We start from the raw sequence: 13397 nt of genomic DNA, 5'->3' as shown, positions 1-13397 counted from the left end.
GAATTATATTTTCCTTACCTTTGCAAATCAATAACAATGCCGAATCCAATGGATGAATTTTTAAGTTTGGGATTAAATCCACAGCTACAGCGCGCTTGCACAGCGGTGGGTTACACGAAACCCACGCCCATTCAGGAGAAGGCGATTCCCTTATTATTGCAAGGCCATGATTTACTAGGCATCGCGCAGACGGGTACGGGAAAAACGGCCGCTTATGCTTTGCCCATTTTGATGCGCTGCAAGTATGCGCAGGGAAAGAATCCTCGGGCCTTGATTTTAGCGCCTACACGTGAGTTAGTCATGCAGATTCATACCGTGATGATTGGATTAGCGCAGTTTACCGACTTGCGAATTCTTGCTTTGTACGGTGGATTAGGGCCAAAGCCTCAGATCCAAGCCCTCGAAGAAGGCGTCGACATCCTCGTTTCTACGCCGGGTCGATTCCTCGAATTATACCGGAAGGACGTGATCGTGGTGAAGGAATTAAAATTCTTGATTTTAGACGAAGCAGATAAGATGATGGATATGGGCTTTATGCCGCAGATTCGTCAGATTTTGGAGAAAATACCTTACAAAAAACGTATGAACGGGCTATTTTCCGCGACCTTCCCAGAGAAGGTGGAGAACTTGTCCCACGAGTTTTTGGAGTTCCCGATGAAGATCGAAATCACTCCGCAGGCTACGCCAGCGAGTCAGGTGACGCAATCGGTTTATGAGGCGCCTAACTTATTAACCAAGTTACATGCCCTAGCTTATTTCATGCAAAACCCTGATTTTCATCGGGTTATGGTTTTCTGTCGCTCAAAAGATGCGGCAAACGATGTGGAGAAATGGTTGTTAAAGAGCTTGCCTAAAGACCAGGTCCGTGTTATTCACTCGAACAAAGGCCAAAACACCCGCATCAACGCCATGGCACAATTCCGCGAAGGAAATGTGCGCGTTTTGGTGACGACGGATGTGGCAGCACGCGGGATCGATATCCCGAAAGTGTCACACGTGATCAACTTCGACGTTCCCTTGATTTATGAGGATTATGTCCATCGAATCGGACGTACGGGTCGCGCGGAGGAGATAGGCGAATCGATCACTTTTATCACTTTAGCGGAGAGTTACCACTGGGCAAAGATTGAGGAGATCATTCAGCAGAAGATCGAAATCGAACAATTGCCTGAGGGAATCAAGATTGAAGAAACGCCCTTTTTAGAGCAACAAGATATGTTACGCGCGGTCGATGATCAGCGCAAACGCGAGGATCCAGACTTTAAGGGTGCGTTCCACGATAAAAAATGGGTCATTAAGGCGAAGGCCTCAGGGAAGAAAGTCCCACAGAAAAAGGCCGTGACTAAGGCGGGCCCTAAAGGTGGCGCAGTTCAAGGACCTAAGCCAATTGTCAGAAATAATCGCCCAGGAAAGAATGCAAAATTCCGTCCGGGTGCTGCGTCAAGTAAAAAGAAACGTTAGTTTTGTGAATATGAAAAGAGTATTGTTATTGTGTTTGATTTCGTTTGCTAGTTTCACAGCGTTTTCGCAGACTAGAAAGGCGGAAGGAGCAAGTGAGGCGGCGGCGCCGAAGGCGCCGGCTACTCCGATTACAAAAACGCCGGTTCGCGCAGCGAAGTACGAAGTTTTGTATGGTTCGAAGCCCCTTTCGAAAGCCGATCAAAAAGAGCTAAATGAATTTGTGGCGAGCTGTGATGCCTCTTTTGCCTCACGGTCTGAAGCCGTTACCTTCTTTGCAGAACGCGCATGGGAATATGTGGCCTCTGCGCGTTTAGATACCGCAACGCACCGCTTTAATCTAATTAGCGCTTTAGATCCCAACAGCGTCGATGCCTTTTGGGGCCTAGGTGTTATTTCTTACCAAAGAGGAGATAATGATCTCGCTATTCGCCTGTTAAACAAGGGATTAGAGATCGATTCAACGCAGTCAATGATGCGTGTGGACTATGCCATTGTGAAGTTGAGCTGTTACGAAAAAGGGTTAGATTGTGGAACGTTGGATGAAGTAGATGAAGAATTGAAACATGCGCTGCAACAGGATCCAAATAACGCGAATGCATTAATGAAGCGTAGCCAGGTGGCGTATTTCAAAGAGAATTATGAGTTAGCATGGACCTATTTTCATGAGGCCCGAGTGGTTGATATTTTGCAATTGGACTTGAATTTTGGGTCATTGTTAGCAGCGAAAATGCCAGACCCGAAAGGCATTTTTAAATAGTGTAGCGATGGGTATTCGTTCCTTTCTTGCCAAACCTCTAGCGGCCCGTGTCGTTAAAAAGTACCGCTTAAGCCAAGAGCAGGCTTTCGAGCGCCAAGACTTTTGGTTGAAGCAAATGGTGGCGAAAGCCGAGAAAACCCTTTTTGGCCGCGGCCATTCTTTTTCTAAAATCAAGAACTACCTCGATTACCGCTCGAATGTACCCATCTTCGAATACGAAGACATTAAACCCTATATTGACGAAGTGGTGGCAGGTAAGGAAGACATTCTTTGGCCAGGTAAACCAGCCTATTTTGCCAAAACCTCCGGCACCACCTCCGGCGTCAAATACATCCCGATTTCATCGGAATCCATGCCTTTTCACATTACAGCAGCCCGCGATGCGCTTTTGCATTACGTTCATTATAGCGGCAATGCCAAGTTTTTGGATCGCAAGTTGATATTTTTAAGCGGCTCACCAGAGATGTCTGAAACCAATGGCGTTCCCACTGGGCGCCTTTCTGGCATCGTGAATCACCATGTTCCCGGCTATTTGCGCGGCAATCAAATGCCTTCGTATAAGACAAATTGTATCGAAGACTGGGAGCAAAAGCTCGAGGCGATCGTGCAAGAAACGATTTCGAAGCGGATGGGATTGATTTCGGGTATTCCGCCTTGGGTACAGATGTATTTTGATCGTCTAGAGGAATTATCCGGCCAAAAAATAGGCGACCTCTTCCCCGATTTCCAAGTTTTTGTTACCGGCGGCGTGAACTTCGAACCATACCGCGAGAAACTAATGGCCTCGATAGGACGAGAAATCGACGTAGTGGAGACGTATCCAGCTTCTGAAGGGTTCATAGCATTTCAAGACTCCTCGGGCGAACCAGGGCTATTGTTGAACGTAGACGGCGGCATTTTCTTTGAATTTGTGCCTACAGATACCTATTTCGGCGCAAACCCAGTTCGCCTAAGCCTCACCGAGGTTTCCTTAGGCGTGAATTATGCACTTTTATTGACGACAAACGCGGGCCTTTGGTCTTATTCCATCGGCGATACCGTAAAGTTCGTTTCTTTAAATCCCTATCGGATTGTGGTGACTGGTCGAATCAAGCACTTTATTTCAGCTTTTGGAGAGCATGTCATCGCAGAAGAAGTCGAGAAGGCTTTAGCTGCGGGCCTTGCTGCGTGTCCTGAAGCAAGAGTGGTTGAATTTACCGTGGCACCACAGGTTTCTCCTTCGTCTGGCTTGCCTTATCATGAGTGGTTGGTGGAATTTTCTTCGCCGCCTAGCTCTATGGAGGCCTTTCAACAAGCCGTCGACGCATCCATGTGTGCGCAGAATATCTATTACCGCGACCTGATTACGGGTTCGATCTTGCGTTCACTAGTGCTTACTTCATTGCCTGCGGGGGCATTTATTTCGTATATGAAGTCTCAGGGTAAATTAGGGGGCCAAAACAAAGTTCCCCGTCTCTCGAATGACCGGGTGCTGGCGGAGGGCGTCCTTCGGGCTTAGTCGCGGCGGAGCCGCTTAGTCACGACCTTGTCGTTTAGTCGCCTCTAGCTTAGTCACGACCTTGTCGTTTAGTCGCCTACGGCTTAGTCATCGCTCCGCGATTTAGTCGAATATGTCGATTAAGGTTCCTGAGGGCACTATTGTGTGAAATAAACGTTGAGGTACTCAGAGGGCTTTTCGGGTATTGACACTTTCTGTCAATATTCGAAAATGTACTTTAAGACTTCGAAAGGATTTATATACAAAATCTTTTTGTTCATAAAAAAAGCCTGAATAACAGGCTTTAAACTAAAACATTCCCTATTTCGTAAGCAAATTCAGGGGAGATATCATAATCCCAACGCTGTCCGGAATCATCTTTAGGGGATAAAATGATTTTTTCCCATTTTAATTCACCCATTTCCCCGATCATCGCTTTTTCAAAGATAGAATGATCTTTTAACAGATCAATTCCATTTAAATGTTGGTGATTTAATAGGAGTGGGAGTACTTCAATTCGCTTTAATTCTCCCGTATTGAATAGGCAGTCAACATAATAGGGAGCAACTTCGATTATTCTATCTATGCGTATCATTATTGAAGTGGTTTAATACTGTGAAAACTTTTGCTATCCCACATGGTGATTAATTCAAATGTATGAATTTCTGCCCATGCTTGTACTAGCTTTAGTTTATTCTTTGGTAAACTTCCAGTTAAAATGGAGCCATCTAGGATTTTAATATCGGCCTCGTATTCTGCAAATTTCACTTTGAAGTGAGGGGGGAGATGATCGTTGAAGAACATGTATATCGTTAGGCCAAAGAATCGGCAAATTTCGGGCATATTATTAGTGGTTATTTTTACAAAGCACCACTAAAAAAAGAATCTAACCTATCAGGTTATTGATAATCGAAATGAGCGTATTGACAGAAAGTGTCAATACCTGAAAAGTCCTCTGAGTACCTCGAGCATAATATCACACAATATGGCCATTAATGCTCCCTAGGGCACTTTAGGTTGTGCAACCTGCACCCCAGCGAAGTATTTGCGAAGTGTTGTTGGGCTGATTTTTTTGGCCACAATTTCTCCCTTGCGATTCAATAGATAAAAGGTAGGATTCGAGAATGCGTCGTAGGTGCTGCGAATAGGGGAGTTTGCTGGCAGGTCGACGTGAAGGACGTTCGTGTTGACGCGGTATTTTGTGATGAAGTCGAGCCAAACAGAACGGGATATGCCGGGTTCGTTGCAGACGGCGAAGCGGCCGATTTTTAGGTTCTTGATGCGCTCGATGACGGAGGTGGTGGAGTCGATTTCGGGGACCTCTTTTTGGCAATGATCACAGGTAGGCGCGTAGAACATCAATAATGTATAATCATTCTGCGATGCAAACTTTTGTAGATCTTGCGTCACACCGGCGGTGTCTTTCAACACGATATTTTCTGCCAAAGCATTCGTCTTCAAGGCTCCTAATTTTTCAGCTTCTTCTTTAAAGGCCTTTTTCTGCGCGGCGGTAAACGCGCCGCACCCATTCCCCACCCCATATTTCACTAAAAACCAGGCATAGCCCTCCGTGTTTCCTACGATGTTTCGGTTCTTCATCACGGAGCTGAAATAGTCGAAAATGAAGGGATAGGACTTAGCGCTGCAGTCGATTTTGGCCATTACTTTTTCTACCCCTACACGGATAGAATCAGCTTGCAAAGGATAATAAGAAAGGTATTCTACGAGCAAAGAGCGGAAAGTGGGGGTAAACAATAATTTGCCATCGCTGAAGGGAATCTTCGCAAAAAAGCGGGTACGAGCCGCGTAATCCGTACGGCTAGGAACGGATTCATCGAGCAAATTCAAAGATTTGAAATAGAGCGCTAACGTAGATGAAGGGGGTAACGACACGAGAGCTTTCTTACGGAAAGCAACTAAAGAAGCTGTTTTGGATTGAAAAAAAGCGGCTTTCTCTGCAAATTTGAATTTGCGACCACGAGCAATTTCTACAGTATATAATGAGTCAATGACAGAAAAGGACTTTTCGAGTCTTTGGTAGTTCAAAAACACCTCATTCTTGGGGTCTGAGGAATGGGCAGAAGCAAGATAAGCTGGGCCAGAAAAGGTCAAGGCAAATTTATCGTTGTTCTCAATATTGAAATAAATGCGCTCTTTCGAGGGGGCGAATTGTAGATAATAAATGCCGCCTTTGATGGGGGTTTTAGAGGATAAAACGGACGAGCGAAGGGTGTCTTTTGCTAGGAAATTCTTTTCATCAAATAGGGTCCCACGAAAGTAAATAGGGCTCTTGGAGCGGGAAACGGTGATTTTAAACTGCGCATGGGAGAAAAGAGGTAAAAACAAAAATAGGGCAAGGAATCGTTTCATGGGGGCAAATATACATAGATTGAGAAAATCAGATTTCATAACGTGATTTTTTCTTAAAATTTGTAAAATCACAACTATTTTCATCAAAATTCATTCTATATTTCGGTGGAACCTAAATTAGCCATGCTGACCATCGTTGAATTTTTCTATGATTTTGTCATCTCCACCTTGATGGGGCTGTTCGGTTTGCACTTGATTACAAAGAAGGGGGGATTGTTAGCGGCGAAGTTCTTGGGGCTATCTTTCATAGCTATTTGTATCCGAATCGTTTTGGCCTATTTTATCACAGGAGGCCGTTTAATTCAGTATCCACACACGTTTATGCTGGTATCGCCCATTCAATTTTTGGCTGGGCCTGTTGGGTTTTTATTCGTGTATTTTATGCTGTACCCGAAGCGCAAATTTCGGGTGTGGCAGGCTGTTTTATTTCTTCCTTTTGTGTTGCATACAGCGGAGTTGATGCCCTTTTATTTTGGACCAGTAGAGGATAAAATCAATGAAATAAATCTAATGCTGAGGTATAAGTCTTTGGTTGATTTCCCTGGGACAGTTACTTTTTTTAGCCCAAAGGTGTTGACTTTTATAAAGGTTGTTTTGTCTACATTTTATGTTTTGGCTTCTTTTGTTTTGGTTATTTTGTACATCCTTAAAAACAGGATTTCCTTAAAGTTTAATCGATTCTTATTAAACTGGATGCTATCCTATACCTCTTTAGGTTTGCTGTCCATGGTATTTATTATTGCTTATGTGATGGGAATTATTGGGTTTAATAATTTACAATTTTCCTATGCGGATTTGCTGATGCACTTGGCGGCATTTGTGAATTTAGGCGTAGTCTTGTCCCGTCCAGCCTTGCTAGATCATCATACTTTTAAAATACTTGTGGAGCGGCTAGATCAAGAACATAGGCAGCCAGATCCGAATGAGGACGCCGAAAAACTGAAAAAGTATGAGGAGTACGCTAAACGGCTAGAGGAATTTTTTGCGAAAGAAATGCCGTTTTTAGACCCTGATTTAACATTAGAGAAAACAGCTAAACAAATCGGTATTACCACGAAAGAATTATCGCGCACAACCTCCTATATCTACGAATTAGGGTATCCAGATTTTGTCAATTCATGGCGAATAAATTACATCGTAGATAAAAGAACTTCCCATACCGAGTGGCGGGAGTATTCGCAGGATATGTTAGCGGAATTAAGTGGTTTTGGTTCAAGACAAAGCTTTCATAATGCGGTAAATCGATTACATGGCACCACACCGGCTTCCTTTTTCTCCGAGAGAGCTAGTAACCGCTAATTGTCAAAAAAATGTCGATGTCATTTTTCTTGACACACGCAGTTGTCCAATTTTTGTTATTTAAGTTGTTATTCAAATGTTCTAAATGTTAAACATCGGTTCGGTTTATCTTTTCTCTATCGTCAGCTCACTTTGTGTGCTTTTCGGCCTTAATTTTTTGTTTCGTAAAGGGAATTTAGTTGTAGCTAAAATCCTTGCCATTGAATTTTTGTTACTAGGTTACATGGTTGTTGCGGCGTATTTTTTGATGCCTGTAAATATTATTGAGACACCTTATTTTTTCCGAACCTTAGCTCCTCTTTTTTATACGTTGCCCCCTTTGAACTTTATGTTCCTTTGGTATTTATTCCATCCGAAGGCGAAGTTCAAGCGCATACACCTTTTCTTTTTTATTCCTTTCGTTATCCAACTTATCGAGAATACGCCATTTTATTTAAGTGATAAGGCGACAAAAATTGTAGAAGTTAAATGGATGCTAGCCCAGGGAGATTTCTTTGCTTTTAGTGAGCGATTTATGTGGTTTGATCCTATATACCATGTGTATGCTAAGTTTTTGATGTACTTGGTCTTCTATGTGGGAATGGTCTATTACTATCTTCAATTTCGCAAAGAAAAGAAGAATCAGATTTTGTTTGAAAAGGGGCTCTTTCATTATTGGGTTATCGGGATTTTGGTCTTTCGGTTCAGTACACTCTTCTACATTTGGCATACGTTTATTTATACAGATAATGGAAAGGCGTCTTTTATCAACACGGATTATTTGCTGGTAGCCGAATTTGTCTTTCATTTATTGTATCTGGCTATTAATCCCAAATTGTTGGATGTCAAAATTCTTGCTGAAAATTTACGTGGTCCTGAGAAGCCAGAAGTGGTGTTGACGGATGAAGAGGGCGAGCGATTGCAACAATTAGCCGCTAAGGTGGAAGAATATTTTAAAACCACGGAAGTGTTTTTGAATTCGCAATTAACCGCAGAATTGCTCGGGTCGCTAACAGGTCATCCGCACCGGTTGATAGGTCAGGCGATGAAGCATACGCACGGAATTTCGTTCCGGGATTATTTGAACAATTACCGGATATCGTATATCGAAGAGAAGCTAAGTGATCCCACTTATTTAGCAAAATCTTCTGTAGAGACAATCGCTGAAGCCTCGGGTTTTGGTTCTCGTCAGAGTTTCTATACGGCTTTCAAAAAGGCCAAAGGTTGCACTCCTAAGGAGTATTTCAGCTCCAGAATAGGTTAATTCATTCGTCCAAATTCTGTCAAAAGCGGTTTTTTTGACAAATCCCCACACTTGATTGCATTTTATTTGTTTGCCGAGTTGTATTATTTCTACATCGGCGGAGCACTTTATGAAATTACGTTTACCGATTCGTGTTGTTCTAATTATCTGTTTTCAGCTGGTTTCTGTGTTTGCTTTTGCGCAAACCGTAGGCGGTACAGCTGCCTCTGATGATTTCGATGGGGATGGGATTATAAATTCTATTGACTTAGATGATGATAACGATGGTATACTAGATATAGATGAATATTGTAAATCTAGCATTCAATTACCAGCAACAAACACAACTGCAGGGATTACTGAACAAGCAGTTCCTGCTGGTTGGACGATTACCAACTCTTCACCGGACATTGCTACAACGGCATATTCTATTTATGGTAATTGGATTGGTGGATGTATAGGGACAGCACCCGCTGCACCTAATGGCCATAAATCATGGGTTAACTTTTATTCAAATACACAGGAGGCATTTAAAACAACACTATCTGGTTTAGTAGTTGGCAGAACTTATATTTTAAAAACTTATTATGCCAAATTCGCTTCTACTGCAGCATTAGGACAAATTACTGTTAAATTAGGAACTACAATTATTGACCAATATAGACCAAGTTTAGGTTGTGGATGGGAAACGCGTTTCATTACTTTTACTGCAACTGCAACAAGTCATGATATACAATTCCAAAATACGGGTTTAGCTTCTCCTATGCAAAATGCAAGCATCTCCGTTTCATCAGATGCATTGTATGAGATTTGTGATACAGATAATGATGGTATTCCAAATCAATTTGATTTAGATTCAGATGGGGACGGATGTCCGGATGCAAAAGAAGCTGGGGTTACTGCAACATTATTATCTGGCTTTGTTAAAAACGGAAACAATACTGGTGTTGTCACTACAACAACCTCCATAGCAGGTGCAGTTGTTTCTGCCAACTTTGGTGCAAATGGATTAGCAGATAATTTAGAAAGCCCAGTGGAAAGTGGCGTAACTACCTATGCCTCTTCATATACAAACTATGCTTTGTCGGCCAACTTAAATACCTGTGTCGGCTTAGATACGGATAGCGATGGCGTTTTAGATATCGTGGATATAGATGATGATAATGATGGCGCCTTGGATACCCAAGAATGTGACGCATCTCCTAAAAAAGTGTTGTTTGCTGGTTCTGCGGAAAATGCCAGTAACTCTATGCGTTCTAATTTCTTTCTAGAATTTAAAAATAATTTAGGAATTGGGGGCACAATCGTGGAGGCCAACATTATCGAAAACGCCACTGTACCAGCAGGTTTTTATGATGGCTATGATATGGTAGTTTTTGGTGGTGCAGCATTTAATACCATTCACCCTAATCATTGGGCAGCTTTAAAAACCTCTATTTTAAATAAAACGAGTAACGCATTCATCATTCAATCCGATAACTGTTGTGTTGCAAGCAACAGAAGTAGTTTAATGGATTTGTTGAATAGCGTATATGGAACAAATTATGCGGCTCTAGGTACTGCCTCTAGTTGGACAGAGACCTATGTTGTCAACACACAGAATACCTATTCGCCTTATTTTAATGTCAGCTCACTAAAAGGTGCGGTATATGTACCTATTATGAATGTAGCCACACAGGATATTTTGTTGAAATCTCCTGCGGCCACTAATGCTGCTGTAGCGGGTATTAAGCAAATTCCGGGTACGACGAATCAGAATCAATTTGTTGCTTGGTTTGTGGATGGCTCCATGACACAAAATTGGTCTGCTCCTGATGATTGGTATGGAATGAACCAAAATAAAATTGCAACTTTATTTAATACTATTTATGCAAAAACTGCACCACTTAAATGTGACACAGATAAGGATGGAATACCAAACCATTTGGACTTAGACTCCGATGGAGATGGTTGTAGTGATGCGATTGAATCAAAGAGTTCATCGACTGCTACTAGTATCTCTGCTTATCCAACCGGTGCGGATGGTAATTCCAATGGTCTTTTAAATGTTTATGAAAGTGCTACTGCTGGCAGTATTAATTATATTTCTACCTATGATAACAATGCCATAAATGCATCCAAGAGTGGTTGCTTAGATAGCGATAGTGATGGAGTTGCTGATTTAGTAGATATAGATGATGACAATGATGGTATTTTAGATGCAGTTGAGTCTCCATCTTGTTTTTATACGCCTGCGGAATGGAATTCACTAGATAGGTCTCCAATTGTTAAAGTCAGTTCTCAGTTAACAACATTAGCTTGGGGTAATAATTTTAATTACTTAACTAATGGGCTTGGTGGATTGAACGGTAATGTTCAGTTTTCAACAACCCCAGCTCAAGATCAACTGAATAAGGAATTAATGAAATTTAGCTTCTTGGCGCCTGTCAAGTTAGATGCTTTTTATATTGATAAATCTTCTGCAACGCAAATTTTTGCTTCAACAGCAGCAAGCTTAATGATCCAGGGTTCGAATGATAACACTACTTGGACCGATTTATTGAGTGCGCCTATCGCATCGCCACTAAATGCAAATAATGTAACTGTAAATGGTTCATTACCATTAGCCAGTTCAAACAAATTCGTCATTCCTGCTACAGCTGGTGCCTATCAGTTTTTTAGAATTAGGGGAGTTATCTCAGCGAATGTATTAGCGGGTATAGCCACAGGGGTATATTTTGATGTGAATATGAGTGCCTACCAAGCTTCGAAATTTCCGAAGGCAAATTGTGTCTCTGATACTGATGGGGATTTAACACCCAACCATTTAGATTTAGATTCCGATGGTGACGGATGTGTTGATGCAAAGGAAGCAGGAATTGCATTTAATTTATTAACATCGACTGGTGTCGTAGTTAGTTCAGGAACTGCTTCGGCAACTTTTGGCAATAATGGTTTTGCTAATACACTTGAAACTGTTCCTGAGAGTGGTATTTATGCTGGATCTTATGCCTATGCTAATGCAGCAAGTTCATTAATTAGTGGCTGCTTTGATTCAGATGGAGATAATGTTGCGGATATTTTTGATTTAGATGATGATAATGATGGAATCTTGGATGCCATCGAAATGACAAATTGTAATTCATCTATTTTAATTACTCCAAGTGCAGCAACGTCAAGTCCAGTTTATGGAGGTAGCACAGCATCACTTACAATTGATGGATCAGGTTTTACAGGTACAGGACTAAGCGCATTAGTAACTGCCCCTGCTACATTAGGCGATGCCTGGTTATTAAAAGATCCCTTAACATCAGGATTTATTGATTATACATTACCAGCTAATTCTAATATTGGTGGCGTGGTATTGTGGGCGCCAGATGCATACAATTATGGAGGTGGTGATGCGCCGCCAAAAGATTTTACCGTAGAAATCACCTATAATAATGGTCAAGTATTTACTACAGGTGTATATACCACAGCGCAACCCAATGGAAGTGGATCAAATCCGGGTGCACAGGTGTTTAATTTTCCACAAACATTTGTAAATGCAACTAAAGTAAAATTAAATATATTAAATGGTTGGTATGATATTGATGGCAATAGTCTAAATCAAGTGAGTACGGATGGCTTAACGGTTCATATAGCCTATAATATGTTTTTGGGCGAGTTTAGGGTATTGTGTGGTGCAACAGATATTGATACGGATAACGATGGAATTCCTAATAGGTTAGATTTAGATTCGGATGGTGATGGTTGTCCTGATGCAAAAGAAGCAGGTGTTACAGGTACATTAAATATTGGTACCATTAAAAATGGTAGTAATGGAGCTGTTGTGACAACAACAGCAGGAGTCGCGGGTGCCATTGCTAACGGTGGTTATGGAACAAATGGATTTGCAAATACATTAGAAACTTCAATTGATAATGGCATTTATTCAAGCGCATACAATTATGGGTATGTCATTTATGCAGGCACATCTGTTTGTTTAGATGCTGATGGAGATAATGTTTCAGATATCAATGATTTAGACGATGACAATGATGGTGTGTTAGATCAAACAGAACAAAGCTCTTGTTCAACTACCCCTAATTATACAATAAAAAATATCAATGGAACCACAACTGGGGTCTTAGGTTATAATGCAGCTTTCCCAGCATGGATGTTAAATTCTTTTACGGAATCTCAAGATGGATATAAGCTTATTTTTGATCAACCAGTATCGGATGTGGTGCTACAGTTTGCATCCATTTATCAAGACGATCGTATTGGTGATTTCACCGCTACACTAAAAGATGGCACAGTCATTTCTGGCATTGATTTTAATTTATTAACAAGCTATGGGCCAACGAATTCAGTATGGACGCCACAGCCTAATAATACAGGTAATTTTAACGGGAATTTTACTAAATATTTTGGTGCGCCATTTTCTACGAGTACGCCTTATTTTAGAACAACAGTAGCCAATACAGGTACCACTCAGTCATGGGGTATTGTACAATTAAAAAATATAGCAGGTGCAGCTGAAGTGGGCATTTCAGAATTAAGTTTTAAAATTAATGGAGGAACGTCGACATCTGGAACGGGTGGTTTAGCCGTTTTTGCTTCTTGCTTCTTTGACTTAGATACCGATAATGATGGAATTGCCAATCGATTAGATTTAGATTCGGATGGTGATGGATGTACAGATGCATTAGAGGCAGGGGTGAATGGAACTTTATCTACTGGTACTGTAAAAAATGGATTAAATGGAGTAGTTAAAACAACTACGGCGAATGTTGCCAATGCAATAGCTGCTGCACCATATGGAATAAATGGTTTGGCTGATGGTTTAG

The 13397-nt window shown here is 41.5% G+C and carries 9 protein-coding genes; 6 read left to right on the top strand and 3 right to left on the bottom strand.

The window, feature by feature from the left end:
* The first annotated feature begins 36 nt into the window (after positions 1–36).
* Genes ACILP5_RS09275 through ACILP5_RS09265 form a run of 3 tightly spaced genes read left to right on the top strand, consistent with a single transcriptional unit; the run spans position 37 to position 3716 of the window.
* The gene (locus ACILP5_RS09275; protein ID WP_395618377.1) at positions 37–1461 is read left to right on the top strand and encodes a DEAD/DEAH box helicase; all 1425 of its coding nucleotides are present in this window, start codon (positions 37–39) and stop codon (positions 1459–1461) included.
* Positions 1415–2218 carry a tetratricopeptide repeat protein gene (locus tag ACILP5_RS09270; RefSeq protein WP_395618376.1) on the top strand — a complete coding sequence of 268 codons (804 nt, stop codon included), beginning with the start codon at positions 1415–1417 and terminating at the stop codon, positions 2216–2218. Before ACILP5_RS09275 ends, ACILP5_RS09270 begins: the two co-directional genes overlap by 47 nt.
* Before the next feature lie 7 nt (positions 2219–2225).
* Positions 2226–3716 (top strand): GH3 auxin-responsive promoter family protein, encoded by a 1491-nt coding sequence (locus tag ACILP5_RS09265; RefSeq protein WP_395618375.1) that lies wholly within the window; start codon positions 2226–2228, stop codon positions 3714–3716.
* Positions 3717–3999: 283 nt separating this feature from the next.
* Here the strand turns inward: ACILP5_RS09265 and ACILP5_RS09260 are convergent, their stop codons facing one another.
* The 3 genes from ACILP5_RS09260 to ACILP5_RS09250 form a co-directional block, all read right to left on the bottom strand.
* Complete coding sequence (locus ACILP5_RS09260; protein WP_395618374.1) at positions 4000–4290, bottom strand: hypothetical protein; 291 nt, start codon at positions 4288–4290, stop codon at positions 4000–4002.
* Positions 4290–4538, bottom strand: a complete 249-nt coding sequence (locus tag ACILP5_RS09255) for a DUF4160 domain-containing protein (protein WP_395618373.1) — start codon at positions 4536–4538, stop codon at positions 4290–4292. The genes ACILP5_RS09260 and ACILP5_RS09255 overlap by 1 nt, the downstream gene beginning before the upstream one ends.
* A gap of 159 nt (positions 4539–4697) precedes the next feature.
* Positions 4698–6065 carry a peroxiredoxin family protein gene (locus ACILP5_RS09250; protein WP_395618372.1) on the bottom strand — a complete coding sequence of 456 codons (1368 nt, stop codon included), beginning with the start codon at positions 6063–6065 and terminating at the stop codon, positions 4698–4700.
* Positions 6066–6170: 105 nt separating this feature from the next.
* On the opposite strand from ACILP5_RS09250, the gene ACILP5_RS09245 reads away from it, so the two are divergent.
* From ACILP5_RS09245 to ACILP5_RS09235, 3 genes are all read left to right on the top strand, one after another.
* A complete protein-coding gene (locus tag ACILP5_RS09245) occupies positions 6171–7364 on the top strand; it encodes a hypothetical protein (RefSeq protein ID WP_395618371.1) in 1194 nt (397 codons plus the stop codon).
* An 85-nt stretch (positions 7365–7449) separates the two neighbouring features.
* Positions 7450–8607, top strand: coding sequence for a helix-turn-helix domain-containing protein (locus ACILP5_RS09240; RefSeq protein ID WP_395618370.1), 1158 nt, complete (start codon positions 7450–7452; stop codon positions 8605–8607).
* A gap of 109 nt (positions 8608–8716) precedes the next feature.
* On the top strand, positions 8717–13397 hold a 4681-nt coding region (locus tag ACILP5_RS09235), incomplete at its 3' end, for a hypothetical protein (protein ID WP_395618369.1).

This window comes from Aquirufa sp. (genome assembly GCF_044239315.1).
In the GTDB taxonomy this organism is placed as follows: Bacteria; Bacteroidota; Bacteroidia; order Cytophagales; family Spirosomataceae; genus Aquirufa.
The sequence above is the reverse complement of the archived record's forward strand: the minus strand, read 5'-3'. Positions and strand labels throughout refer to the sequence as shown.

What these genes read in the sequence shown, in the direction of transcription:
- ACILP5_RS09250 (WP_395618372.1), bottom strand. Translation starts at nt 6,065, where the DNA reads ATGAAACGATTCCTTGCCCTATTTTTGTTTTTACCTCTTTTCTCCCAT.
- ACILP5_RS09260 (WP_395618374.1), bottom strand. Translation starts at nt 4,290, where the DNA reads ATGATACGCATAGATAGAATAATCGAAGTTGCTCCCTATTATGTTGAC.
- ACILP5_RS09275 (WP_395618377.1), top strand. Translation starts at nt 37, where the DNA reads ATGCCGAATCCAATGGATGAATTTTTAAGTTTGGGATTAAATCCACAG.
- ACILP5_RS09255 (WP_395618373.1), bottom strand. Translation starts at nt 4,538, where the DNA reads ATGCCCGAAATTTGCCGATTCTTTGGCCTAACGATATACATGTTCTTC.
- ACILP5_RS09270 (WP_395618376.1), top strand. Translation starts at nt 1,415, where the DNA reads ATGCAAAATTCCGTCCGGGTGCTGCGTCAAGTAAAAAGAAACGTTAGT.
- ACILP5_RS09240 (WP_395618370.1), top strand. Translation starts at nt 7,450, where the DNA reads ATGTTAAACATCGGTTCGGTTTATCTTTTCTCTATCGTCAGCTCACTT.
- ACILP5_RS09265 (WP_395618375.1), top strand. Translation starts at nt 2,226, where the DNA reads ATGGGTATTCGTTCCTTTCTTGCCAAACCTCTAGCGGCCCGTGTCGTT.